At 65.8% G+C, this 25,032-nt stretch carries 25 protein-coding genes; 8 read left to right on the top strand and 17 right to left on the bottom strand.

Translation table 11 applies throughout. The features are described 5' to 3' along the window. The first annotated feature begins 16 nt into the window (after positions 1-16). Positions 17-316: a DUF4229 domain-containing protein gene (locus IWX65_RS09380; RefSeq protein ID WP_196882351.1), complete on the top strand. Its 300-nt coding sequence runs from the start codon at positions 17-19 to the stop codon at positions 314-316. 33 nt (positions 317-349) lie between these two features. Here the strand turns inward: IWX65_RS09380 and IWX65_RS09375 are convergent, their stop codons facing one another. Genes IWX65_RS09375 through IWX65_RS09360 form a run of 4 tightly spaced genes read right to left on the bottom strand, consistent with a single transcriptional unit; the run spans position 350 to position 3,880 of the window. Continuing rightward, on the bottom strand, positions 350-1,234 hold the full coding sequence (locus IWX65_RS09375) for a 1,4-dihydroxy-2-naphthoate polyprenyltransferase (protein ID WP_196882350.1): 885 nt from the start codon (positions 1,232-1,234) through the stop codon (positions 350-352). A gap of 52 nt (positions 1,235-1,286) precedes the next feature. Then, on the bottom strand, positions 1,287-2,423 hold the full coding sequence (locus IWX65_RS09370; protein WP_196882349.1) for an AMP-binding protein: 1,137 nt from the start codon (positions 2,421-2,423) through the stop codon (positions 1,287-1,289). Between the two features lie 7 nt (positions 2,424-2,430). Then, positions 2,431-3,384 carry a 1,4-dihydroxy-2-naphthoyl-CoA synthase gene (locus IWX65_RS09365; RefSeq protein ID WP_196882343.1) on the bottom strand — a complete coding sequence of 318 codons (954 nt, stop codon included), beginning with the start codon at positions 3,382-3,384 and terminating at the stop codon, positions 2,431-2,433. Between the two features lie 58 nt (positions 3,385-3,442). After that, entirely contained in the window at positions 3,443-3,880 is a 438-nt protein-coding gene (locus IWX65_RS09360; protein ID WP_196882341.1) for a VOC family protein, read from the bottom strand. A gap of 253 nt (positions 3,881-4,133) precedes the next feature. On the opposite strand from IWX65_RS09360, the gene IWX65_RS09355 reads away from it, so the two are divergent. From IWX65_RS09355 to IWX65_RS09345, 3 genes are read left to right on the top strand one after another with little or no spacing between them, the layout of a single operon-like run. Next, positions 4,134-5,342 (top strand): thiolase family protein, encoded by a 1,209-nt coding sequence (locus IWX65_RS09355; RefSeq protein ID WP_196882339.1) that lies wholly within the window; start codon positions 4,134-4,136, stop codon positions 5,340-5,342. Continuing rightward, positions 5,342-6,088, top strand: a complete 747-nt coding sequence (locus IWX65_RS09350) for an enoyl-CoA hydratase/isomerase family protein (protein ID WP_196882337.1) — start codon at positions 5,342-5,344, stop codon at positions 6,086-6,088. The genes IWX65_RS09355 and IWX65_RS09350 overlap by 1 nt, the downstream gene beginning before the upstream one ends. Continuing rightward, positions 6,088-6,936, top strand: coding sequence for a 3-hydroxyacyl-CoA dehydrogenase family protein (locus IWX65_RS09345; protein ID WP_196882335.1), 849 nt, complete (start codon positions 6,088-6,090; stop codon positions 6,934-6,936). The genes IWX65_RS09350 and IWX65_RS09345 overlap by 1 nt, the downstream gene beginning before the upstream one ends. Here the strand turns inward: IWX65_RS09345 and IWX65_RS09340 are convergent. Continuing rightward, positions 6,933-7,832 (bottom strand): SGNH/GDSL hydrolase family protein, encoded by a 900-nt coding sequence (locus tag IWX65_RS09340; RefSeq protein WP_196882334.1) that lies wholly within the window; start codon positions 7,830-7,832, stop codon positions 6,933-6,935. The two genes, IWX65_RS09345 and IWX65_RS09340, sit on opposite strands and share 4 nt — an antisense overlap. 53 nt (positions 7,833-7,885) lie before the next feature. Here IWX65_RS09340 and IWX65_RS09335 point away from each other — a divergent pair, with 53 nt between their 5' ends. Continuing rightward, on the top strand, positions 7,886-8,518 hold the full coding sequence (locus tag IWX65_RS09335; RefSeq protein ID WP_196882333.1) for a GNAT family N-acetyltransferase: 633 nt from the start codon (positions 7,886-7,888) through the stop codon (positions 8,516-8,518). Then, entirely contained in the window at positions 8,493-9,014 is a 522-nt protein-coding gene (locus tag IWX65_RS09330) for a mycothiol transferase (RefSeq protein WP_196882332.1), read from the top strand. Before IWX65_RS09335 ends, IWX65_RS09330 begins: the two co-directional genes overlap by 26 nt. 68 nt (positions 9,015-9,082) lie before the next feature. Here the strand turns inward: IWX65_RS09330 and IWX65_RS09325 are convergent, their stop codons facing one another. From IWX65_RS09325 to IWX65_RS09295, 7 genes are all read right to left on the bottom strand, one after another. Next, the gene (locus IWX65_RS09325; RefSeq protein WP_196882414.1) at positions 9,083-11,434 is read right to left on the bottom strand and encodes an arylsulfatase; all 2,352 of its coding nucleotides are present in this window, start codon (positions 11,432-11,434) and stop codon (positions 9,083-9,085) included. Positions 11,435-11,447: 13 nt separating this feature from the next. Further along, complete coding sequence (locus IWX65_RS09320; RefSeq protein ID WP_196882413.1) at positions 11,448-12,467, bottom strand: glycine betaine ABC transporter substrate-binding protein; 1,020 nt, start codon at positions 12,465-12,467, stop codon at positions 11,448-11,450. Positions 12,468-12,610: 143 nt separating this feature from the next. Continuing rightward, positions 12,611-13,744 carry a formylglycine-generating enzyme family protein gene (locus IWX65_RS09315; protein ID WP_334683773.1) on the bottom strand — a complete coding sequence of 378 codons (1,134 nt, stop codon included), beginning with the start codon at positions 13,742-13,744 and terminating at the stop codon, positions 12,611-12,613. Positions 13,745-13,808: 64 nt separating this feature from the next. Beyond that, positions 13,809-14,144 (bottom strand): DUF202 domain-containing protein, encoded by a 336-nt coding sequence (locus IWX65_RS09310; protein WP_196882331.1) that lies wholly within the window; start codon positions 14,142-14,144, stop codon positions 13,809-13,811. Positions 14,145-14,147: 3 nt separating this feature from the next. Further along, positions 14,148-14,549: a YidH family protein gene (locus tag IWX65_RS09305; protein ID WP_196882330.1), complete on the bottom strand. Its 402-nt coding sequence runs from the start codon at positions 14,547-14,549 to the stop codon at positions 14,148-14,150. A 215-nt stretch (positions 14,550-14,764) separates the two neighbouring features. Beyond that, on the bottom strand, positions 14,765-14,950 hold the full coding sequence (locus tag IWX65_RS09300; RefSeq protein ID WP_196882328.1) for a hypothetical protein: 186 nt from the start codon (positions 14,948-14,950) through the stop codon (positions 14,765-14,767). 155 nt (positions 14,951-15,105) lie between these two features. Further along, a complete protein-coding gene (locus tag IWX65_RS09295; protein WP_196820866.1) occupies positions 15,106-15,465 on the bottom strand; it encodes a PaaI family thioesterase in 360 nt (119 codons plus the stop codon). A gap of 205 nt (positions 15,466-15,670) precedes the next feature. On the opposite strand from IWX65_RS09295, the gene paaZ reads away from it, so the two are divergent. Further along, entirely contained in the window at positions 15,671-17,755 is a 2,085-nt protein-coding gene (gene paaZ, locus IWX65_RS09290) for a phenylacetic acid degradation bifunctional protein PaaZ (protein ID WP_196882325.1), read from the top strand. A 31-nt stretch (positions 17,756-17,786) separates the two neighbouring features. Here the strand turns inward: paaZ and IWX65_RS09285 are convergent, their stop codons facing one another. The 5 genes from IWX65_RS09285 to IWX65_RS17785 form a co-directional block, all read right to left on the bottom strand. Further along, positions 17,787-18,401 carry a TetR/AcrR family transcriptional regulator gene (locus tag IWX65_RS09285; protein ID WP_196882323.1) on the bottom strand — a complete coding sequence of 205 codons (615 nt, stop codon included), beginning with the start codon at positions 18,399-18,401 and terminating at the stop codon, positions 17,787-17,789. 41 nt (positions 18,402-18,442) lie between these two features. Further along, the gene (gene paaK, locus IWX65_RS09280; RefSeq protein ID WP_196882321.1) at positions 18,443-19,780 is read right to left on the bottom strand and encodes a phenylacetate--CoA ligase PaaK; all 1,338 of its coding nucleotides are present in this window, start codon (positions 19,778-19,780) and stop codon (positions 18,443-18,445) included. Continuing rightward, positions 19,777-20,283 carry a hotdog fold thioesterase gene (locus tag IWX65_RS09275; protein WP_196882312.1) on the bottom strand — a complete coding sequence of 169 codons (507 nt, stop codon included), beginning with the start codon at positions 20,281-20,283 and terminating at the stop codon, positions 19,777-19,779. Before IWX65_RS09275 ends, paaK begins: the two co-directional genes overlap by 4 nt. Before the next feature lie 110 nt (positions 20,284-20,393). Continuing rightward, on the bottom strand, positions 20,394-22,580 hold the full coding sequence (locus tag IWX65_RS09270) for a S9 family peptidase (protein WP_196882310.1): 2,187 nt from the start codon (positions 22,578-22,580) through the stop codon (positions 20,394-20,396). Between the two features lie 182 nt (positions 22,581-22,762). Next, positions 22,763-23,698 carry an endonuclease domain-containing protein gene (locus IWX65_RS17785; RefSeq protein ID WP_334683772.1) on the bottom strand — a complete coding sequence of 312 codons (936 nt, stop codon included), beginning with the start codon at positions 23,696-23,698 and terminating at the stop codon, positions 22,763-22,765. A 319-nt stretch (positions 23,699-24,017) separates the two neighbouring features. Here IWX65_RS17785 and paaA point away from each other — a divergent pair, with 319 nt between their 5' ends. Then, positions 24,018-24,992, top strand: coding sequence for a 1,2-phenylacetyl-CoA epoxidase subunit PaaA (gene paaA, locus IWX65_RS09260; protein WP_196882308.1), 975 nt, complete (start codon positions 24,018-24,020; stop codon positions 24,990-24,992). Positions 24,993-25,032 lie beyond the last annotated feature (40 nt).

Raw genomic sequence — 25,032 nt, 5'->3', positions numbered from 1 at the left:
CGAGTAAACTTGAGCAGTGGCCTTCCTCAAATTCACAGCCCTCCGGCTCCTGCTCGTGATCGTTTTCTTCGTTCTCTGCATGTTCCTGCAGCTCGGTGCGGTGCTCTCCGCGGTGGTCGCAGCCATCCTCGCCTGGTGCATCACGTACCTGTTCTTCCGGCCGATGCGCGACGACGCGGCGGCCGACCTCCAGCGGCGTTTCAAGGACGGCGCGCCCCCTGTGCGGAACGGAATGGAGCTCGACGACGCCGAGGCCGAGGACCGCTTCGATTCGAATGCAGCAGTGAACGCGGCTCGCCGACCTCGGCAGAACTAGCCACGGCAAAGCCGGCTGCGGTGCGACTGCCCGCTAGCCCAGCGCGGCGGACAGCACGATTCCCAGGCCGAACAGCAGGCTGAAGGCCAGGTTGATGAGCCCTGTCTGCTTGAGCACGGGAATCAGGCTCTCGCGCCGGGAGCCCCTGATCATCACCCTGCTCGGTGCAAGACAAGCCGGGACCAGTAGGAGAACCAGCAGGACCCAGGGGTAGCTGGGTACCAGCGCCAGGGGCAGCAGGACGGCTGCCGCCAGCATCCCGACGTAGGTCGCCCGTGCCGCCGGGTCGCCGAGACGTACCGCGAGCGTTAGTTTTCCAACTTCTCGGTCGGTCGGGATGTCGCGCACGTTATTGGCCATGAGCAGGGCCATGGCGATCAATCCGGTGCCCACTGCACCGATCCAGGCGGGAGCGCTCAGCTGCCCCGCCTGGGTGAAGGTGGTGCCGAGCGTCGCGACGAGGCCGAAGAACACGAAGACGAAGACATCGCCGAGGCCACGGTAGCCGTAGGGGTTCCTGCCCCCCGTGTAGCCCCATGCTGCAGCGACGCAGCCGATTCCCACCAGTAGCAGGAACCATGCCTGGGAGAGAATGATCAGCAGCAGACCGGCGGCCATGGCGGCGGCGAAGCAGGCGAAGGCTGCGAACTTGACCTGCCGCGGCGCTGCGGCTCCCGATCCCGTGAGCCGCAGCGGACCCACGCGGTTGTCATCAGTGCCGCGGATACCGTCGGAATAGTCATTCGCATAATTGACGCCGACCTGCAGCAGCATTGCCACGACGGCAGCCAGTACGGCATTGAGAGGCCGGAAACCGCCCAGTCCGTAGGCTGCCGCGCTGCCGACGATCACGGGCGCCACGGCCATGGGCAGTGTCCGGGGGCGGGCTCCCTCGAGCCATTGAGCGGCAGTCGCCACGGAAGTTCCTTTGCTGGTTGAGCGAGTTCGGGTGGATGGCCGGCGAGCCCGGTCAGGATCCGGCTTTTCCGAGCAGTGCCTGAATGGTCCTGCGGTCGGGCTTTCCGCCTGGCAGGAGCGGCAGCGCATCGAGCGCCAGGACCGACTTCGGCACCGCGTGGGCACCGAGCGCGTCCTGCACACGCTGGCGCACCAGCTGGGCTTCCGCGGTGCCGACGACGGCGGCAGCCACGGCGGTGCCCCACTGAGTGCTCGGGATGCCGACGACGAGTGCCTGACTCACTCCGGGGATCGATTCGATGACCTCTGCCACTCTGGCTGCCGACACCTTCAGGCCGCCGGTGATGATGACGTCATCCATGCGCCCGCCTACGGAAACCGTTCCGTCCGGGGCGACATCTCCGGCGTCGTCGGTCCGGAACCAGCGCTGTCCGGAGTTGAAGGGAAAGCGCTCGTCGGTGAGCTCGGCGCTGTTGAGGTATCCGTCAGCCAGGACCGCCCCGCCGATCCACAGTCGGCCCTCCTCCGAGGTGACCTGTACGCCGTCGAGCGGCACGCCGTCGTACACGCACCCGCCGCACGTCTCACTCATCCCGTAGGTGGTCACGATCCTCAGTCCGTGTTTCCGGGCCTCGCTCCGCAGGGCTGAGCCAGCGGGGGCTCCACCGAGCAGGATCGCGTCGAAGCGTTTGAGGGCTTTCAGGGTTCTCGGGGAGGGATCGGTCAGGAGCCGCTGCAGTTGCGTGGGTACCAGTGACGTGAACCGTACGCGGTCGGTGAGCTCACCGGCAGCGTCGGTGAAGGTAGCAGGCGTGAACGATTGCGCGGTATCCAGGGCCCAGGGCTGCGTTCCGGCATACAGCGAGCGCACGAGCACCTGGAATCCCGCAACATAGTGGACGGGAAGGGCAAGGAGCCACTGACCCTCGGCCTTCAACGCCAGGGCGGTCCCCATCGCCGAGGCAGCGAGGGCGTCGACGCTCAGCAGGGTCTGTTTGGGGATGCCGGTGGACCCGGACGTACTGATGACCGCCGCGACCTCGTCGTTGGGCAGTTCACCTTCGAACCGCTGGCCGGGTTCGCTGTGTGGGGCGACCGCAGGCCCTTCCCCGGCAAGTGCGTCGGCGAGGGGCTTGAGCATGGCGAGTGGGTCGAAGCCGGCGGGGGTGTGGATCGGAAGGAGTTCCATGCGGGTCCTAGAAGTAGTGGGGGAAGGCGGACCAGTCGGGTTCCCGCTTTTCCAGGAAGGCTTCCTTGCCCTCGGTAGCCTCATCGGTCATGTAAGCCAGACGAGTGGCCTCACCAGCGAACACCTGCTGGCCTGCGAGGCCGTCATCGGCCAGGTTGAAGGCGAACTTGAGCATGCGGATGGCCTGGGGGCTTTGGCGCGCGATGTCCGCGGCGTAACGCAGTGCCGTTTCCTCGAGGAACTGGTGATCCACGGCCTCGTTCACCGCTCCTGCGGCCACCATGTCCTCCGCGGTATATTCGCGTGCCAGGAAAAAGATTTCACGGGCCTTCTTCTGGCCGATCTGCCGGGCCAGGAGTGCCGAGCCGTACCCGGCGTCGAAGCTTCCCACCGTCGCGTCGGTCTGCTTGAAGCGGCCGTGCTGCCGGGAGGCGATCGTCAGGTCGGCCACCACGTGCAGGCTGTGCCCGCCGCCCGCGGCCCAGCCATTGACGACGGCGATCACCACCTTGGGCATGGTCCGCATCAGTCGCTGCACCTCGAGGATGTGCAGGCGGCCTGCGCGTGCCGGGTCGATCGTCTCGGTCGTCGCGCCCTCCGCGTAGCGGTAGCCGTCGCGCCCACGGATGCGCTGGTCGCCTCCCGAACAGAATGAGTGCCCACCATCCTTGGGGGACGGGCCGTTGCCCGTCAGGAGCACCGTCGCTACATCCGGTGTCATCCGGGCGTGGTCCATGGCTCGGTACAGCTCGTCCACGGTGCCGGGCCGGAAGGCATTACGGACTTCCGGACGGTCGAAGGCGATACGCACCGTGGGCAGGTCCCGCAGGACATGTCCGTCAGCGTCCCGTTCCACCTGGCGGTGGTAGGTCAGGTCGGCGAAGTCCTCGAAGCCTGACACGACGCGCCACCTGGGGGGGTCGAAGATGTCGGATACCTGGGAGGGAAGATCGAATGTCACCAGCCGAGTCTAGCCGGGCAGCGGATTCCGGACGGGATACGGTTTCTTTGCGGTGGACCTACCCGATGCAGAACTCGTTGTCCTCGGGGTCGGCCATCGTGTACCAGGTGTGCGGCCCCTGTGAGGCCTGATACAGGAACCTCGCGCCGCGCGCCTCGAGGGAGGCCCGCAGGACGTCCTTGTCCCCGTCGTCGAGGTTGATGTCCAGATGAACCCGGTTCTTCCCGGTTTTCGGCTCGGGGACGGGTTGGAACAAGATTCGTTGCCGCCCTTTGGTTCCTACTTCCTCGGGCCGACAAATTGCGGCGCCGCCCTTCCATACCCGGGTGCCTCCGTGCTCCATCAGGTCGTCGGGTCGGGCATGACCCGCTTCCAGCATCTTGTCGATGAACGCCTGGTTCGTCGGCTCGACAACCCACTCCAGCGTTTCTGCCCACCAATCGGCCAGCGCGTGGGGGTCGGTGCCGTCGATCGTGATCTGGACGTTGAGACCCATGGGGAAAGGTTAGGGGAGCGGCATCGGAGCGGGAAAGGGCATTACGGACAGATCCGGTCCGTATTGCTGCGGGATCCCCGCGTGGTTCGGAGAGTGTTCGGCCCCGATCGCACGAGGAGCGCCCGATGCCATGGCACCAGGGTCTCGGTGGCACACTCGGCCGGCCGGTATCGGAGTATTCCTGCTACAGTTTTTACAGAACGATCGGTCGGTAAATACCGGTTTCAAAAAACCAACGACGATGGAGACGGCCATGGCTGAAGCTTTCCTGGTGGGTGGGGTACGCACCCCTGTCGGTAGGTACGGCGGAGCGCTCTCGGGTGTTCGCCCTGACGACCTCGCGGCGCTCGTGGTGCGTGAAGCCGTGAGCAGGGCGGGGATCGATCCCGCGAGTGTCGACGAAGTGATCCTCGGAAACGCGAACGGGGCGGGCGAGGAGAACCGCAACGTCGCTCGCATGGCGACCCTGCTCGCAGGGCTACCGGACAGCATTCCCGGCGTCACCGTCAACCGGCTGTGCGCCTCGGGGCTTTCGGCAATTCTCATGGCTTCGCACATGATCAAGGCCTGCGCCGCTGACATCGTGGTGGCGGGCGGCGTCGAATCCATGAGTCGGGCGCCGTGGGTCATGGAAAAGCCGGGCAAGGCCTTCGCCAAACCAGGAGACGTCTTCGACACCTCCATCGGCTGGCGGTTCACCAACCCCCAGCTTGCGGCGAGAGACAAGCTCACCTTCTCGATGCCCGAGACGGCCGAGGAACTCGCCACCGTGGATGGCATCTCGCGCGACGACGCCGACCGCTTTGCACTGCGCTCCCACCAGCGCGCAGTCGCCGCCATCGAAGCGGGCCGGTTCGACGACGAGATCGTGGCAGTCCAGGTGAACCAGGGAAAGCGCTCCTTCTCCGTCACCACTGACGAGGGTCCGCGCTCCGACACCAGCCTTGAAACACTGGCGGGCCTCCGCTCGGTGGTGCGTCCCGATGGCGTTGTCACGGCAGGCAACTCGAGCTCGCTCAATGATGGTGCTTCCGCCGTCATCGTGGCATCCGAAGCTGCGGTGAAGCGTTTCTCCCTCGCTGCGAGGGCTCGCATCATCGACGGAGCCTCCGCGGGCGTGCCCCCCGAGATCATGGGTATCGGGCCGGTCCCGGCCACCCAGAAGATCCTTGAAAGGACAGGGCTCAGCATCGGCGACCTCGGCGCCGTCGAGCTCAATGAAGCGTTCGCTCCGCAGGCTCTCGCCTGCATTCGCCGGCTCGGGCTGGATGAGGACATCGTGAACCGCGACGGCGGCGCGATCGCGCTGGGGCACCCCCTCGGATCCTCGGGATCACGCATCGCCATCACGCTGATGGGCAGGATGGAGCGGGAGCTGCGCAACGGCGGAGCGGGGATCGGGCTCGCAACAATGTGTGTGGGAGTGGGACAGGGAACCGCCATGCTGCTCGAGGCCGTGTAGTGACCGGCACGGCCACCCTCCGCATCGATGACACCCGGGGCGGGCTGCTGGTGCAGCTCGACAGGCCCGAGGCGCGCAACGCCATCGATCAGCAGATGGTGGACGAGCTGCATGAGGTGTGCGGCCGGCTGGAGCGCGAACCGCGGATCCTGATCCTCGCCGGGACGCAGGGTGTCTTTGCTTCAGGCGCAGACATCGGCCAGCTTCGCGAGCGACGCCGGGACGACGCCCTTGCGGGAATCAACTCAACCCTCTTCACGCGGATCGCCCGGCTGCCGATGCCGGTCATCGCTGCACTGGACGGCTACGCGCTCGGCGGGGGAGCGGAACTCGCCTACGCCGCCGACTTCCGGATCGGAACGCCCAGCCTGAGGATCGGCAACCCCGAGACAGGCCTCGGGATCCTCGCAGCTGCCGGTGCCACCTGGCGCCTGAAGGAACTCGTGGGGGAGCCGCTGGCCAAGGAAATCCTGCTGGCCGGCCGTGTATTGGGGGCCGACGAGGCGCTCGCCGCCCGTCTCATCACGGAGATCCACGAGCCGGAGGCATTGCTCGACGCCGCCCACGCCCTTGCGGACCGCATTGCCCGGCAGGACCCGCTCGCCATCCGGATCACGAAGAGCGTCTTCCATGCGCCGGCGGAGGCACACCCAGTGATCGACCAGCTGGCGCAGGGCATCCTCTTCGAGTCCGATGCGAAATTTGCACTCATGCAGGAATTCCTCGACCGGAAGAAGGACCGCTGATGCCTATCCCGAATCGCGTGGGTGTACTGGGTGGCGGGAGGATGGGTGCAGGAATAGCGCACGCTTTCTGTCTTGCCGGTGCGGAGGTCGTGGTGGTGGAACGAGACGAAGCTGCTGCGGCAGCGGGCAGGGACCGGGTGCACTCCGCGTTGGCCAGGAGTGTGGAGCGGGGCACCACTGCGGAGCCCCTCGATGCGCTGGAATTCCGCGTGTCGGTGGCCGCGGACTACGCGGCCTTTGCCGGATGCGGTCTCGTCATCGAAGCGGTGCCCGAGGACTTCGATCTGAAGGCAGCGGCACTGAAGCGGGTGGAGGCCGAACTGCGGGCCGGGGCGTGGCTCGCCACCAATACGTCGTCGCTCTCGGTGAACGCCTTGGCGGCGCAACTGGCCCGGCCTGCAGAGTTCTGCGGTTTGCACTTCTTCAATCCCGTTCCGGCGTCAACCCTGATCGAGGTGGTACTGGGAACGACGACGTCGCCGGGTACCGCTCACGCCGCCGGGGAATGGGTGACTGCTCTCGGGAAAACCCCGATCGTGGTGAACGATGCCCCGGGCTTCGCAAGCTCACGGTTGGGGGTGGCCATCGCCCTTGAAGCGATGCGGATGGTGGAGGAGGGCGTGGCTTCCGCCGCCGACATCGATACCGCAATGGTGCTGGGCTACAAGCACCCGGTGGGGCCGCTGCGGACCACGGACCTCGTAGGCCTTGATGTGAGGCTCGGGATCGCGGAGTACCTCGAATCGACGCTCGGTGCCCGGTTCGCACCGCCGGCCATCCTCCGGGAGAAGGTGGCCCGCGGTGAACTGGGAAGGAAGACCGGAATAGGTTTCTTCGACTGGAGCTAGTCCTTGCCGATTCTTCCGGGTCTCGTCAGGTCCACCCGCTCCTGGACCGCGGCAAGGTAGCCCAGTTCGTAGCCCTTGGCGTTGGGGTGCAGGTTGCCGGGCTCGTTCGGGACTCCGAAATTGATCCAGGAATCAACTGTGCCGACTCCGCGCCCTTCAAATTTCCCCACGGTGTTGACGTAAATGAAACCCTCGTCTTCCGCTGAGTCCTTGATCGCGGCATTGACAGCATCGGTCGCGTCGTTGAACAGCTTCTGTGATCTTAAGCTGATCGGAAGGGGAACGGCGGCACCCGGGGAGAACAGGTGCGGGTATCCCGTGACCACGACTGTCGCTTTGGGCGCTGCATCTTCGATCTGTTCGTAAAGGGCTTCAAGTTTGTCGGCGAGGGCAGGCAGCAGAACTTTCTGGCTGCTGTCGATGGCCTGGGCGCAGGCTGCTTCAGACACAAAGCAAGCAGTCGCCACGTCACCGAAGCCGACGTCGTTACCGCCTGCCGATACGGTGACCAGATCAGTGCGCTTGCTCAGGACGCGGGTTGCCTCAAGGGCTGCCACCTGCTCGGGAACGTCCACGGCCCCTCCCGCCAGGGTCGAGGCGAGCGCACCTGCGCAGGTTCTGTTCCCCACCAGTTCGACCTTCTTCTGCGCGTCGAGGAGGCCCGGTAACCCGAACGGTGACTGGCCGCACTGCACTCCGTACTCGGGGCCCGCACCGGAATTCCCGTAGGAGCCCGCGCCGAAGCCGGAGGCATACGAGTCGCCGAGCGCTACGTAGTCGATAGGGCCGGGGGAGTGAGCGGCAGCAGGGCTGACGCCGGCGCTGGTGAACACGAGCGCGGAGAGGAGGGTGAGGGCGCCTGCGCGGCGTCGAGCGGGGCTGGAGTGCTTTCTCATAATTCAAAGTACTCCCGTTGGTTCCCTGCGCGTACGCATTGTATAGATAAGTCATGAGATTCTCTCCCGGAACGCTGAGCGGCTCCCGAGTGGTTCTTGAGCCGCTTTCCCAGAACCACCATGAAGGGCTGGTCGACGCTGTCCGGGACGGTGAGCTGTGGAAGCTCTGGTACACCCGTATCCCCACGCCCGAGGCCATGGCGGACGAGATCGACCACCGGCTCGCACTGCAGGAGGAGGGCAGCATGGTGCCGTTCACCGCGATCGACGCGCGGACCGGCGTCGTCATCGGCATGACGACCTACTGCAACATCGATCGCACCACTCCGCGCACGGAGATCGGCTACACCTGGAGCCGGGCCTCCTTCCATCGCTCCGGATCGAATGCGGACAGCAAGCTCCTCCTGCTGGCGCATGCCTTCGAGGTGGAGGGCTGCGCCGCCGTCGAGTTCCGCACCCACTGGCACAACCTGCAGTCGCGCGGTGCGATCGCGCGGCTGGGTGCGAGACAGGATGGCGTGCTACGTTCGCACCTGCGGATGCCGGACGGCACCGTTCGTGACACCGTCGTCTTCTCGATCACGGCATCGGAATGGCCGATGGCCCGGACCGGACTCGAATATCGGCTCAGCAGGCCGGCAACGAATGGGGGAATGGGACATGCAGTCATCGGACATACTCCTTGAGGGATACGGCAGGCTGCCGGCTCTGGTTGGAGCTGCAGTGGAAGGGCTCGACGGCGGCGCCCTCGTCGAGCGGCCGGGCGGCACCGGCAATTCGATCGCCTGGCTCGTGTGGCACCTCACCCGGGTGCAGGACAGCCACTTCGCGGAGGCGTTCGGCGAGGATGAGCTGTGGTTGAGGGACGGGTGGGCGGAGCGCTGGGGACTCTCGCTCGACCCGCTCGATACGGGCTACGGGCATTCAAGCGGCCAGGTGGACGCCGTAGGAGTGGAGTCGTCGCTGCAGCTCATCGAGTACTTCAACGCGGTGCACTCCCGCTCCCTCACACTGATTCGTCGTGTGAGGGACGAAGACCTCGAACGTGTGGTCGATGAGAACTGGGATCCTCCGGTGACGCTGCTGGTCCGGCTGGTCAGCGTCCTGGACGACTGCCTGCAGCACGCGGGCCAGGCAACCTATGCGAGAGGCATGATCTCGGGCACCAGGTCTACCGGGTAGCATCGCGCGGAGGTGACGCTACACGCGAAGAGCCTCGTTCGTAGCACCGGGTAATCAGCGACGAGTAGTCATTGATGGGCGAGGAGCCGCCGTTGACGGTCGGCCTCGCTCTCCTGCTCCGTCGGGTCTTCACCATCCAGATCGATGCGGACCGTGTGGAGAGTGCCGGCGAACGCGTTGTCCACGGCGGCATATTCGTCGGTGACCGGCGTGCCGCGGTCGACGCCGATGTTGAGTGTTTCGTCGAAGGAAAAATAGTACGCGGTCGTAAGCTCCACCCGCCCTTCGCCGATAATGCGCCCGTCGGCACTCAACTCGACATGGCCGCCCTTGCCGAGCCCGCCGCCGTCGTACTGGAACCGGATGCGCAGCTCGTGACTCCCGGCGCCCAGTCGCTCCTCCGAGGTGACGGTGTAGTGGTCGCGACCGTAGCAGTTGTACGCATAGCGCAAACAACCATCAGCGACATACAGGGACCATCCGCCGAAGCGGCCGCCCTGCGCGATGATCACGCCGTCCGCACCGCCGTCGGGAATGTCGACCCGGGCGGTAATAGTGTGCGACCGGTTCTTGACGTTCGGGGCGGTTTCCTCGGTGAAGCGCCCCATACCGGCCCGGTAGGTCACCGACTTCCGGTCCCCGAAGAGGTCGAGGCGCCCGGCCAGTTGCGGGTTCTCCCGTTCGGTGACCCGGTCGTCGAGCGGAAAGACGTTGTACTTGCTCGCTTCGATGAGGAACAGTTGCTGTAGCTCGCGGAGCTTGTCAGGATGGTCGGCGGCGAGGTTGTGGGCCTGGGACCAGTCGGTGGTGGTGTCGTAGAGTTCCCAGACGTCCTCGTCGAAGGAAGGCAGTTCCTGCGGCACCATCTCCCACGGCGTGCCATGCCGGGTGACAGCCGTCCAGCCCTCGTGATAGATGCTTCGGTTGCCGCACATCTCGAAGTACTGGGTGCGGCGGCGGTCCGCGGCCCACGGCTCCTTGAAGGTGTAGAGCATGCTGGTGCCCTCGACCGGCTGTTGGGCTACCCCATTGACCGAGACCGGCAGGGGAACGCGAGCCGCTTCGAAAATGGTCGGGGCGATGTCGATGACATGATGCCATTGATCGCGGATCCCTCCGGCATCGATCCCGCTGCCCCAGTGCATAATGATGCCGTTGCGCGTACCGCCGTAATGCGAGGCGACCTGTTTCGTCCACTGGTAAGGAGTGTTCATCGCCAGCGCCCAGCCCACCGGATAGATGGCATAGGTGCTCGCATCGCCGAGCGAGTCCAGCTGCTCGGCCATCCGCTCCGTGCTGTCGGTGAAGCCGTGGCCGACCAGGTGCTCGCGGGTGGTGCCTTCAATGCCGCCTTCACCCGAGGCCCCGTTATCACCCATGATGTAGATGAACAGGGTGTTTTCGAGTTCGCCGAGTTCATCGAGCGCGTCGACGAAGCGGCCCACCTGGGCGTCGGTGTGCTCGGCGAACCCGGCGTAGGTCTCCATGAAACTGCATGCCACCCGCCGTTCGGTGTCGTCGAGCTCGTCCCACTGCGGGACGCTGGACGCCCATGGAGCCAGGTCGGCCGATTCAGGAACGATTCCCATCTCCTTCTGCCGGGCCAGGGTTGCCTCGCGCTGCGCATTCCAGCCGACATCGAAACGGCCCTCGTACTTCTTCTTCCATTCAGGGCTGACATGAAAGGGTGCATGGGTTGCGCCGAAGGCCACATAACTGAAGAAGGGCTTGTCCGGGGTCAGCGTTTTCTGCAGCTGAACCCAATCGATGGCCCGGTCGACGAGGTCTTCTGACAGGTGATACCCGTCTTCGGGCCGGCGATCCGGCTCCACGGGTGTCGTTCCGTCGTAGAGCTGCGGGTACCAGTGGTTCATCTCAGCGCCCATGAACCCGTAGAACTTATCGAACCCTTCCCCTGTCGGCCAGCGGTTGAAAGGACCCGAGGCGTTGACCTCCCGCGGTGGAGTCTGGTGCCATTTGCCGAATGCGGCTGTGCTGTAGCCGTTGCCACTGAGGGTTTGTGCGATGGTTGCCGCACTGTCGGGCCGGAAACCCGTGTATCCGGGAGCGGAAGTAGCCATTTCGCTGGTCACGCCCATTCCGACCGAGTGGTGGTTGCGGCCGGTCATGAGTGACTGCCGGGTGGGCGAACAGAGGGCGTTCACGTGGAAGCGGTTATACCGCAACCCGTCCTCCGACAGCCGCTCCGCTGTCGGCATCTCGCACGGCCCACCATAGGCACTCGAGGCTCCGAACCCCATGTCGTCGACGAGGACGACCACCACATTGGGCGCACCCTCCGGGGGCCGCAATTCGGCAACGGGGGTGAAGCTGCCCGTTTGGTCCTTCCTGTCCATCGACGTGGGTATGGAACGCTTCGGCTCTGGAATGGGCAGGATTTCGCGGATTCTCGCATCCATGGTCTTCACTCCCTCACTCTTGGCCAAGCAGGCCGCCGGCCTCGCTGATGAATCCTTCCCGGACCATCCAATCGAAGGCGATCTCCGCCGGCTCCCCTCCTTCCACATCGACCTGTCCGTTCAGCTCCCGAATCACGTCGCTCGTGAGTTTCGGCATGACCTCGGCAAAAACACCGGCCACCTGCGGAAAGTCCTCAACCAGTTCGGTGCGTACGACGGGCGCTGCGTTATAGGCGGGAAAGAAGTTCTGGTCGTCCTCAAGCACGGTGAGGTCGAGGGCATCGATGCGTCCGTCGGTGGTGAACACTTCGCCGAAATTGCAGGCTCCGTTGTCAGTGGCCGAATAGACCGCGCCCGTATCGTAGATGCCGATGTTCTCGTCCGGCACGCCCTCCGGGGATCCGCGTTCCAGCCCGTAATGCTCCAGCATGGGATTCAGCCCGTCGGACCGGGAATTGAACTCGGATTCGACACAGAATGTGCGCTCTTCCACCGGCAACTCCGTCAGTCCGGAGAGCGAGGAGATTTTGCCAAGGCTGTCCACGGCTTCCGATCGGACAGCCATTGCATAGGTGTTGTTGAGGGGGGCCGGAGGGAGCCAGGTCAGGTTGTTCTCGATGTCGGCCTCCCGGACGGCCTCCCACTGCTCCTGCTGGTCCGGAATGCCTTCCGTGTTGCCCAGATAGGTCAACCAGGCGGTGCCGGTGTACTCGATGGTGATGTCTCCCTCGCCAGAGAGCATGAGATCCCGGACGGGCTGACTGCCGGGGACATTGGTCAGGTCGGTGACGTCGAATCCGGCGGCCTGCATGGCCAGTACCGTGATCTTGCCGAGAATCAGTTGCTCAGTGAAGTTCTTCGACGTGACAGTGATCGTTTCTTCCTCGGCCCCTGGAATTGCCTCGATGGATCCCGGGCCGGCCGCCGGCACGAAGGAGGTGGCCGGCTGAAGGCCACAGCCGCAGAGGATCACGGCTAGGCCCGCCATCAACCCGGTTGCTGCCGCGCTTCGCGTCCGCTTTTGCCTTTTCATCATTCCAGTCCCTTCGGGCCCTGTCCGCTGTTCGGCGATTCGTGCTCCACTAGTCCCTGAGCAGGGCAGGCGGGGCGATGAATGCGGCGACTCCGCACACCGTGCCTCCTTCGCCTTGGTCACCGCACGACGGCGGCTCCGGCTCACCCACCGTAGCGAAGATCACAGTGGGGATCCACCCTGCTGGGCGTGCCGTCCGTCGCCGGAGCCGGGGAGGGTTCCGGGCGCCGTACGTCCATGACGGTTCGGAATCCACAGTTGCCGGTGGAGGATTCCGGCGTGTTCGAACTGCGTGCAGCTACCCGGTAGCGGTTGCAGTATGAGTCGTGGCACAGATAGGAGCCGCCTCGCATCACCCGTCCTACGCCTGTTGCAGGCCCCCTCGGGTTGTCCGTGGGAGTCTCGCGGTAGTACCGGGGAAGAAACCTGTCCGAGCACCACTCCCAGACATTGCCGCTGACTTCGAAAAGCCCGTAGCCGTTGGGTGCGAAGGATCTCACCGGCGCGGTGGCCAGGAAACCGTCGTCGCGCGTGTTCGTCGTCGGGAAGACGCCTTGCCAGATGTTGCACCGGTGGTTCCCCTCGCGGTCCAGCAACTCGTTTCCCCACGGGTACCGCCGGCCATCAAGTCCACCCCGGGCGGCATACTCCCACTCGGCCTCGGTGGGAAGGCGGCGGCCGGCCCACCGGCAGTACGCCCGGGCGTCCCGGTGGGACACGTGCACGGCAGGGTGGTCGGCGACGTCGCGCCAGCTCGAGTTCCGCCCGTTCGGATGTGACCAGTCGGCGCCACGCACATTCAGCCACCAGGGCGCACCCGCGGCCTCACCGAGGACGTGTGCGGCAGGAGCCTGGACCGCCAGGTGGAAGACCGCCGATGTACCGTACTTCTCCGCGTCGGTGCGGTAGCTGGTTGCGGAGATGAAGGCGGCGAACTGGTGATTGGTCACGGCCGCGGTATCAATCCTGAACGCGTCCACCCGTACCTCATGGACCGGGGTCTCACCATCCGTCGGGTTGCCCTCACCGAAGCCGTCTCCCATCAGGAATGAACCGGCGGGTACCCGTACTTCCTCATGAACGGGACGGAGGTCGGCAGCAGTTTCCGTCCCGAATGCGCTGACTGCCGGCTGTGGGACGCGGGCACCCGAAGGGGCCGGACTGTCGGCGTGGGATGGCGCGTCCACGGCAGTTTCCGCGCGGGATGGCGCGTCCACGGCGCGGACCGGGGAACAACAGGGGTTGGTCGAGGATGCAGGGGCGTCGTCGGCGTTCACGGGGTGTCCCTCTCTGTCTGCCGCACCTGCTCCTTCCGGAACCTTTCGCACGGTGAGTCCGATTTCATTGCAGTGGCAGGGCAAGGATGACGTACGCACTCAGCAGCGCGAGCACGATGATCGAAGCACCGACGGCGAGTACCGCTACGGCGTCGGCGTGTACCCGCTCCATCTCCACGCCTTCGTCGATCCGCAGGTAGCGGCGGCGCTGGCGAAAGGAAACCCCACCGGCGCTGATCATCGCCACGCCGATCAGGATCGCAGGGAATCCGCCATACCCCGGGATCCAGCGGAGGAACAGCAGGCTCACCACCACCATGGCGAGCATGGTGCGGCCCCATGCCAGCCACGTCCGTTCCGGCTGCAGCCCCGGGTCCGGGTGGCGCCTGCCTCGATTCATCCGCTAATGCCCCCGAAGCAGCACGAAAACCACGAACACAGCACTGACCAGTGCTCCTCCGAGCGCGAGGACCGGAATCAGCAGCGGAATCGGAAGCGGCGCCTTGCGGCGCATCGCCCGTTCCACCCTCACCCAACGGAAACAGGCTCCGCCGGCGATGACCATCGACAGCAGGAGTAGAAGCACCGCAACGGTCTTGCGGATATCCGGATCCAATACGTCGACGGTGAAGGCTTCCACTGCAATTCCGCCGGCCAGCAATGCCAGTGCGGTCCTGATCCACGCCAGGAAGGTCCGCTCGTTGGCCAACGTGAAGCGCGGGTCGGGCTCGGTCCCGCCGCCCAACAGCGTCGCGGAGAATTTGCCTCTTCCCGCTCCGCTGCCTGAGGCTGAAGTTGAACGCACGTGCTCTCGAATCGTCGCCGGGACCGTTGCTGTTCCAACCTACGCTTCCTGTCCCACCCATTGAAAACTGTTCAGAACCTGAGCAGATAGGCATGGGAGCTGCCACAGAAGTACGGCCGCCGATACTGTCCGACGTCGTCCGGTTGGAGGGGCTCACCCTATTCCGGCAGCCGTGACCAGGCGTGTCTGATTGTTTATCACGCCGTCGGTGGCCGTCAATCCGACTGGAGCCAATCGGTGAAAGTCGGGCCACGGCGCTCGATGGCCGGTCCGGGAAGCAATGCGTCGCCGGCCAGGGCCCGAGATGCTCCCGGAAACGGGATCGCCACGACGCGGACGCTCGTACCCTTCTTGGCTGCGACCGCTCTGGCGGGGTCGAGCAGCTCGAGATCCTCGGGCACCGCCACCTCCTCGCACCCAGTGGCGGGCCCACGGCGACGTCACACGAACAAGTGCAGGCGCCGTACCGCCGTCATCACCGACGGACCGCGCTGATGGGCGGTGACTCCATCCCGCTTGCTTGCGTGACACGATGAAGCGCCACGCAAGCCACGCCCTAGGCCGGATTCGGCCGGTCGAGCAGCAGGTTGGTGATGCGCATGCTGCAGAGGCGTGCGCCGTCGTCGTTCGTGAGAACCACTTCATGAGTGGTGAGGGTGCGGCCCAGATGGATCGGCGTCGCCGTGATGGTGACCGTGCCGGCCCGCGCCGCCTTGTGGTGGGTGGCCGATACGTCGACGCCGACGGCGGTTTTCCCGAGTGTACCGGCGTGGATCACCGCGGCCCAGGAGCCCACGGCTTCGCCGACGGCAAGGGACGCCCCGCCGTGCAGGAGCCCGAAGGACTGCCGGTTCCCCTCCACGGGCATCGTCGCCACGACTTTCTGCACCGACTGCTCCACGATGCGCACGCCCATCTTCTCGTCGAGCTCGCCGAGGATGATGCGCCAGGGCTCACCGGCGGGGGATTCGGTCTCATTGCTCACAGGGGCTCCTCGGGACTGCCGGCGGAATTGCCGGTTACTGTACGCTGGATATATTACCGAACGTCCGTTCAGTTAGTCCCGGAGGCCCTCCGGAAGGCGCACGGGCGCAAGCTTTCTGGTGAAAGGCGAGTCGACGATGACTTCAACAATTCTGGGCATTGACATAGTTCCGAGCTTCATCGAGGACGCATGGTGGACGCCGACCCAGGAGACGGTCCGCACTGGTGCGCGCACGGTGGTGAGGGACGCAAGCACTGGCGAGGAGCTTGCCGTCGTCAGTACCGACGGGCTGGATACAGCAGCCGCGGTGGCCTACGCCCGCTCGGCCGGGCAGGCCGCGCTCGGCGCCTTCACCTTCCATGAGCGGGCGCTCAAGCTCAAGGAGCTGGCCCAGTATCTGAACGCACACCGCCAGCCGCTGTATGAACTGTCGGCACGCACGGGTGCTACCCGCGGGGACTCGATGGTGGACATCGACGGCGGCATCGGCGTCCTCTTCACGTTCGGGTCCAAGGGCAGGCGTGAGTTGCCCAACGCGCAGGTGATCGTCGACGGTCCTGCCGAGACGCTGTCGAAGGACGGCTCGTTCCTCGGTACCCATATCCATACCCGGCTCCCCGGCGTGGCAGTCCAGATCAACGCCTTCAACTTCCCGGTGTGGGGAATGCTCGAGAAGCTGGCACCCGCCTTCCTCGCCGGGGTACCCACCATCGTCAAGCCGGCCACCCCGACGGGTTACCTGACCGCCGCCGTCGTAAAGCTGATCATCGAGTCCGACATTCTGCCCAGGGGTGCGCTGCAGCTGATCTCCGGCCCCGCGCGGGACATCCTCGACTACCTCGATTACCGGGACATGGTCTCCTTCACGGGGTCGGCATCCACAGCGAACCACCTCAAGTCCCACCCCAGCGTGGCAACCGGGGGAGTGCGCTTCACCTCCGAGACCGATTCTCTGAACGCCGCCATCCTCGGTCCCGACGCCGTGCCTGGTACACCGGAGTTCGAGGCCTTCATCAAGTCCCTGGTCACCGAGGTCACGGTCAAGGCCGGCCAGAAATGCACGGGCATCCGCCGGACCATCGTGCCCAGGGATGTGGTCGGCGACGTCGTTGCTGCCGCCGGTGAGCGGATCCGGCAGCGGGTGGTCCTCGGCGACCCCCGCGCGGAAGGCGTTACGATGGGTGCGCTCGCCTCCCTGGAGCAGCTGGAGGGTGTGCAGGACGCCGTTAGGGAACTGCTGGCCTCGGGTGGTTCCCTCGCCTACGGCTCGCTCGACGCGCCGAACGTCACCCACGCGGACAGCTCCATTGCACCGGCTCCCGGTGGCGCCTTCATGGCTCCTGTCCTGCTGACCTGGGAGGATGTCGAGGCCGGGGCACTGCACTCGATCGAGGCCTTCGGCCCGGTGGCCTCGGTGATCGGGTACGACGACGTTGCGCACGCCGTGCAGCTCGCCGCACTGGGCGCGGGATCGCTCGTGGCTACCGTCTGCACCAATGATCCGGACATCGCCCGGGAGCTCGTCACGGGAATCGCCGCGCATCACGGAAGGGTGCTGATCCTGAACCGGGAGGACGCCCGCTCCTCCACCGGCCACGGCTCACCCGTACCGCATCTGGTGCATGGAGGGCCGGGACGGGCCGGCGGCGGCGAAGAGCTCGGCGGAATGCGCTCGGTGCTCCACCATATGCAGCGCACGGCGCTCCAGGGGTCGCCCAACATGCTCACCGCCATCACCGGCATCTGGCACACGGGTGCGGACCGCTCCTTCGGCGATGTCCACCCGTTCCGGAAGAACCTCGCCGAGCTGCGCATCGGCGACGCCGTCACGTCGGCCCTCCGCGAAGTGACGCTGGAGGACATCACCGCCTTCGCCGAGACCACGGGTGACACCTTCTACGCCCACACCAACCAGGAAGCGGCAGCAGCCAATCCCTTCTTCCCGGGGATCGTGGCGCACGGGTACCTGCTGCTGTCCTGGGCCGCGGGGCTCTTCGTCGATCCGGAACCCGGGCCGGTGCTCGCGAACTACGGTCTCGAAACGCTCCGGTTCATCACTCCTGTGGCTGCCGGCGATTCGATCCGCGTCACCCTCACCGCGAAGCGGATCACACCGCGCGAGACGGACGAGTACGGCGAGGTCGCCTGGGATGCGGTGCTGACCAACCAGCACGACGACGTCGTGGCCACCTACGACGTGCTGACGCTCGTCGAGAAGTAGTTCGACGGCCGGCGCCGGCTCCCGGGAGCGGTCAGCGCCGGTGCAGGCCGTCGAACACCATGGTGACGACGTCATCGGCCAGCTTCTCCGCGGTGAGCGGACCTCCGGGCTTGTACCACTCGACCACGGAGTTGATGGTGCCGAACAGCAGGCGCGTGATGGTGCGCGGGTCAAGGTCGCTGCGGATCGAGCCCTCGGTGCGGGCAGCGTCGACGAGGGCCGATACCTGGCGGTCGAAGGAGCGACGCCGCTCGAGGGCTTCGCGCTCCACAGTGGTGTTGCCCCGCAGCCGCAGCAGGAGCGTCACGAAGGGCAGGCGTTCGGTCAGGACCGCGATGGTTCCGCGCACCACGTGCTCAAGGCGCGCGTCGGCCTTGCCCTCGGTTGCCCCGGATTCGGTGAGCACTGCCTCGAGGCCGCCCAATGCGTGGTCGAGGGCGAGGCGCAGAAGGTCGCCCTTCGACGGGACGTGGTGGTAGATGGCGGACTTGCTGATGCCCAGTTGCTCGGCAAGCACGCCCATGGAGGTGGCCTCGTAGCCGTGCCGGTTGAAGACGTCCACCGCGATGGTGAGCACCGACTGCTGGTCGTACCCCGGGCGTCCGCGGCGCGCTGCGGGTTCCTGTTCAACTGGTGTGCTGGCCATGGGTTTCATTTTTGCACGAACGTTCGGTCAGCGCCGGTCGGTCACGCAGTGGACTTGGGCCGGAGGTCGTAGACCCGCTTGAGTTTCCCGCTGGAGCGCACCAGTGAATTCAACTCGACGATGGTCACCGAGCAGCTCGATCCGATGTGGATCTTGATCTGCTCGCGCAGCTGCTCCGCCGCTGTTGCCGCGTCCTCAGGGCGTACTCCTTCCCGGGGCTCCACGCGGACGTTCAGCTGGTCCATGCGCTGGCCCTCGGGGCGCGTGAGCTCGAGCTGGAAGTGGGGACTCAGCGCCGGAATCCGGAGGACGAGTTCCTCGATCTGCGTGGGGAAGAGATTCACGCCGCGGAGGATGATCATGTCGTCGCTCCGGCCGGTGATCCTTCCCATTCGGCGCATTCCAGGCCGTGCAGTACCGGGCAGCAGCCGTGTGAGGTCATGGGTGCGGTAGCGGATGATAGGCAGGGCTTCCTTGGTGAGCGAGGTGAAGACCAGCTCACCGTGCTCGCCGTCGTCCAGCACGGCGTCGGTGAACGGGTCGACGATCTCGGGGCGGAAATGGTCCTCCCAGATGGAGGATCCGTCCTTCGACTCGACGCATTCGCCAGCGACGCCCGGCCCCATCACCTCGGACAGACCATAGATGTCGCAGGCGTCGAAGCCCATGCGCGCCTCGAGTTCCTGCCTCATCTCCAGCGTCCAGGGCTCGGCTCCCAGCACCGCCGTCTTGAGCGAGGTCGACCGCGGATCGATTCCTGCCGACACCATGGCGTCGAGGATGGTCAGGAGATAGGTGGGGGTCGCGAGGATGGCGTCCGGTTCGAAGTCCTGGATGAGCTGCACCTGGCGCTCGGTCTGCCCTCCCGACATGGGAATCACCGTGCAGCCGAGCTTCTCTGCGCCGTAATGTGCCCCCAGTCCACCGGTGAAGAGCCCGTAGCCGTAGGCATTGTGGACTTTCCATCCGGTTTTCACCCCTGACGCCCGGAGGGAGCGCGCCACGAGGGTGGCCCAGCGATCGATGTCGCCGACGGTGTAGCCGACGACGGTAGGCCGGCCTGTGGTTCCCGAGGACGCGTGGATCCGCGCGACCCGCTCCTGGGGCACCGCGAACATGCCGAACGGGTAGGTCTGCCTGAGGTCCTCCTTCGTGGTGAAGGGGAACTTCGCGAGGTCGGTGAGATCCACCAGGTCGGTGGGATGAATCCCTGCATCATCGAACTTCCGCCGATAGAGCTCCACATTGGCATAGGCATGCGCGACGGTGGCCTGCAGCCGCTCGAGTTGAAGGGACTCGATCCGGTCGCGGCTGAAGTGCTCCTCGGGATCCAGGCTGTCGGGTGCGGCCGGGGACGCTTTGATGGCGGTGCTGGTCATGACTCGTCCTTCGCGGGAGAGGTTCGGCGGACGGCGGGAATGGTGCGCGAGCGGCCTCGGAATTCCGCAACCGGCCGGGGCGTTCCGCCGTCATCTGCGGTGACGGTGATGTCGTAGAGGCCGCTGCGCCCTGCCGACGCGCGGCGGGCGGCGACGGCGGTCAGCAGTTCGCCGTCGTACGCGGGGGACAGGAAGGAGATGTCCGCGCCCGCGGCGACAGTGCGCTCGCCCGTTCCGGTGCCGTCCTCGAGTGGTGATGCCGGGTTGCAGGCGAGGGCAAAGGCCGAATCGGCGAACGCGAAGATCATGCCGCCGTGGACCATGCCGAAGCCGTTGAGCATTTCAGTGCGGACCCGCATGGTGACCCGGGACGTGCCGTTCCCCGTGGCGGCGAGCTCGATCCCCAACCAGGCCGACGCGCGGTCGTCCGTCAGGAGTGGATGGTGAGGCTTCTTGTCCGACGCAAGCCCGGACGGGGGAAAAGGGACGTCGCTGTCCGCCATGATCGCCTTCCAGAATTAGTTACCGAATGTTCATTAGGTAATACTGCCGACGCGGCGGGTGTCAAGCGCCACATCGGCGTTCGCCTTCGGGACCAGCAGCGAAAGGACACCTAGGAGGTAGGGCGCGGGCGCACTTCCGTGGCTCCGAGGGCATCCGCCGCGAAGGCGTAGTCCCACGCCACGTCCTTCCATCGTGAGTAGCGTCCGCTTGCCCCGCCGTGGCCGCCGTCCATCTCGGTCTTGAGGACGATCGGCTCCGGACCGGTCGTCTTTTCCCGTAGCGCCGCCACCCATTTGGCCGGCTCCACGTACAGCACCCTCGTGTCGTTGAAGCTCGTCACTGCGGCGATCCGGGGATATTCCACGGCACGGATGTTCTCGTACGGCGTGTAATCCTTCATGTACCGGTACACATCAGGCTCCGTGATCGGGTTACCCCATTCCTCCCACTCCAGGGCCGACAGCGGCAGCTCCGGGTCGAGAATGGTGGTCAACGCATCCACGAAGGGAACCTGCGCCACCACGGCCCGGTATTTCTCCGGGGCGAGGTTCGTGACAGCGCCCATCAGGAGGCCTCCCGCCGACCCGCCCATCGCCGCGATCCGGTCGGGATCCACCCAGCCCGAATCTGCGAGGTAGCTGGTGGCATCGACGAAGTCGGTGAAGGTGTTCTTCTTGTGCAGCTTCTTGCCCTGTTCGTACCAGGTGCGGCCCATCTCGCCGCCGCCCCGGACATGGGCGACGACGAAGATGATGCCGCGGTCCAGCAGGGACAGTCGGGCGATCGAAAAGCCCGGATCCACGCTGATCTCATAGCTGCCGTAGGCGTAGACCAGGGCGGGATTGGTGCCGTCCTGTCCGAGGTCCGAGCGCCGGATGACGGAGAGGGGAATGGACGTCCCGTCCGCGGCCGGCGCCCACCAGCGCTCCGCGACGTAGTGGCCGGCGTCGTACTCCCCGCGCACCTCGGTCTCCTTCCGGAGCGCCAGGGCGCCCGTGGCGAGGACGTAGTCGTAGATGCGCGGCGGCGTCAGGAAGGACGTGTAGGACAGTCGGATGATCGGGGACTCGAACTCGGCGTTGGCCAGGCTGCTGGTGAAGAGCTCCTCATCGAATGCGGGTTCCACGGGAGCCGGCTGTCCCGCGGTGCCGAGTCCGGCCAGCGGGAGCACCTGGATGCGGTCGGTGGTGTTCTTCCGGACGGAAAGCACCAGGTGGGTGGCCGTCACGGCGATGCCGTTGACCCGAACGGCCTCGTCGTGATCGACGACGGTCCTCCACAGCTGCTCCGCGAGCGGCTTTGCCAGCTCCGGGACCTCGACCAGGCTGACCATCGAGTTCTTCGCGTTCCGGTTATGCGTCAGGAGGTAGGAGGGCGCGCCGTCGATCATCACCGGCTCGGCCTCGTAGAGCACGCGCTCATCGCGGGAGATGAGCAGGGTCAGGGCGGCGTCGGGGTCGGTGAGATCGAGCGCGTGGTACTCGCTGTACTCCGAGCAGCCGCTGCTGATGAGGAGCTGGGAGCGGTCGGCGGACAGCTCGAAACCGGTCCACATGGCGACGTCGTCGTCCTGATAAAGGACAGCGTCGTCGCCCACAGGCGTGCCGAGCGTGTGCGCGCGCACCTGGAAGGGGCGCCACGAATCGTCGACGACGGTGTAGAAGAGGCGGCGGCCGTCGGGGGAAAAGGCCACGCCGTAGAAGACGTTGGGAATTTCATCGGGCAGGAGGGCGCCGGATGCGAGGTCCTTGACGCGCAGGGTGAAGCGTTCGTCGCCGGCGTTGTCCTCACAGTAGGCAAGGAGCGTGCCGTCCTCGCTGACGGCCAGCCCGCCGAGGGAGAAGAACGGCTTGCCTTCGGCTTCGACATTGGCGTCGAGCATGACCTGCTCGCCCGGTACCGGCACGCCGGGCACCACCTCGGGCGGTGTCCAGTCAGCATCGAGGTTGCCGGTGTCCGTCGCGGCGACCCGGCACTGGATTCCGTACTGCTTCCCCTCCTCGGTGCGGGAGTAGTACCACCAACCCTTCTTGCGGGCGGGAACCGAAAGATCCGTTTCCTGGGTGCGGTTCCTGATCTCGTCGAAGATGTCCTGGCGCAGCTGCTCCTGCCCGGAGGTGACGGCGTCGGTGTAGGCGTTCTCGGCGGTGAGATGTTCCACGACCCCGCGGCTCTCCTTCTCCCGAAGCCACTCGTAGTTGTCCACGAACAAGTCCCCGTGATGGGTCCTCTCGACGGGCAACTTTTTCGCGGGAGGAGGGGTCGGCGCTGTGTCGAAGTGGGTCTCAGCAGTCATGGGCTCCATCTTGCCAGAACGCATTCGCCCCACCGCTTCCACCTTTTCGCCCCACCCCCCTGCTCCCGCCGCCCCCGCCTACTCCCGCCACCCCCACCCCCCGCTGATTAAGCACTTGTGGCGGCTATTTTCCGAGAATGCCCGCCATAGGTGCTTAATCAGCGAGGGGTCCAGCCGTTCCGTCAGCGAGGGGTCCAGCCGTTCCGCCGCAATGCCGGGACCACCCGGGACGCCACCCAGGATGAGCCCCGTGACAGGTCTCCCGCGTAGATCTTCACCTGCAGCCAGCCCCGTTCGGCGGTCAGCGTGTCGCGGACTCTGTCGGACGCCTGCTTCTCAGGGGTGAGGTGGTGCGCGCCCTCGTACTCGACGCAGGTCCTGAAGTGGAGGCAGCCGAGATCAACCCACAGCGGCGGGGAGCCGTTCGAACCTTCGATGGGGAAGTTCGGGGTGAATGCGGGCAGCCCCGCATCGTGCAGCAGCAGGCGCAGCCTCGTTTCGGGAGGGGAGTCCACGCCGATCCGCAGAAGCTCTAGAGCTTTCCTTGCACGGATGACGCCGCGGATCTTGTGCTTGGATTCCAGATATTCGCGCAGCTCGCCGAGTGGTACAAGAGGAATCCGCTCCGGTCCGAAGTGCCGATTGTGCGCGCTGACGAGGTAGTCGCCGGCAATCACCAGATCCTCCATGGACAGGGTTGCGGCCAGGTCGAGCCAGGTCCTTGCCGGAGACGTCACCGCGATGCCGTCCATGACGGTCCGCTCATCTGCGTCGAGCCGCCGCTGATGGCCGACGGCGTTCCTGCGGCGGGCGGCCGTCGCCCCCGGAGGCCGGGTGAGGTGGACAGCGGTCTCGTTCTGCAGCCGCCACGGGATGGGGATGCCCAGGAGGAGCGCGGCAGTGGTGTGGCTGATCGTACCGAGCGGCGTCAGCGCTGCATAGGGTGCGACGGCGTCGAGCAGGGTTTCCGTGCTCAGTGCCGGTCTGCGGATCCCCCGGCTTTCGGTCACCAGGTCAGCGGCGCGGCTTCTCGCCCGGGAAACGCCGGACGCGGTGGCTTCCGAGGAGGTGAAGGACCGACCGGCGAGGTGCATCGGGAGCGGAGCTGGTGGGCGCATGTTCCCGATTGTTGCGCGTCGGCGGACGTGCGGGACGGTTATCCACAGCGTCGGCGACAACCAGGCCCAAGGTGATGCCGACGTCGTGCCCGTTGGGTGAGCAGCCCCCTCTGATTCAGCACCTATGGCTGGCAAATCCCGGAAATGGCAGCCGTAGGTGCTTAATCAGAGGGGGGCTGGGGCAGGGGCTAGGGGCAGCGGGGTGGGTAGCGACGAAGCCCGGTGTCGTCCTGTTGACTGCCACCGCCTGCACTGGATATCCTGAACGAACGGTCGGTAATTATTTCCGGCGTCGTTCCAGCACAGTGAGGTGACCATCGTGGCGACAACCGCACCGGTTGAGCAGATCGAAGCAGGCGAGCGGCTCTTCAATGACCTGATCGCTCGGGACTCGCGCATCGAGCCGCGTGACTGGATGCCGGAGGCGTACCGGAAGTCCCTCACCCGCCAGATCTCCCAGCATGCCCACTCCGAGATCATCGGCATGCAGCCCGAGGCCAACTGGATCACGCGGGCACCCTCACTCAAGCGCAAAGCCATCCTGATGGCCAAGGTCCAGGACGAGGCAGGCCACGGCCTCTACCTGTACTCGGCTGCGGAGACCCTTGGCACACCCCGGGACAAGATGACCGAGGACCTGATCGCCGGTAAGGCACGGTACTCGAGCATCTTCAACTATCCGGTGCCCACGTGGGCTGACATCGGCGCGATCGGCTGGCTTGTCGACGGGGCGGCGATCTGCAACCAGGTACCCCTCTGCCGCGCCTCCTACGGTCCATACGGCCGCGCGATGGTGCGCGTCTGCAAGGAGGAGTCCTTCCACCAGCGCCAGGGCTTCGAGATACTGCTCGAGCTGGCGAACGGAACCCCGGCACAGCGCGAGATGGCGCAGGACGCCGTGAACCGCTGGTACGCGCCGTCGCTGATGATGTTCGGCCCGCCCGACGACGATTCGCCCAACTCCAAGCAGTCCATGGCCTGGAACATCAAGCGCTTCTCCAACGATGAGCTGCGTGCCCGCTTCGTGGGAATGATGGTGGAGCAGGTGAAGGCACTCGGCTTGACCCTCCCCGACACGGAAGTACGTTTCGATGAGGAAACGCAGAAGTGGGAGCACGGCCCGCTGGACTGGAATGAATTCGCCGAAGTCCTCGCCGGCCGTGGACCCTGCAACGCACAGCGCATGGAGCGTCGCCGTGAAGCACACGAAGAGGGTGCGTGGGTGCGGGAAGCCGCAGCCGCCTACGCCGACAAGCAGGCCGCCGCGCGCGCCGCGTCAGTCAAGGCGGCCTAGCGTGACCGGAGGTTCAACGACGGGCGACGACGGCGCAACG

Origin of the sequence: Arthrobacter sp. CAN_A214 (assembly GCF_015751955.1) — a bacterium.
Lineage (GTDB): Bacteria > Actinomycetota > Actinomycetes > Actinomycetales > Micrococcaceae > Arthrobacter_D.
Note: the sequence above shows the minus strand (reverse complement) of the source record. Positions and strands in the feature narration are given on the sequence as shown.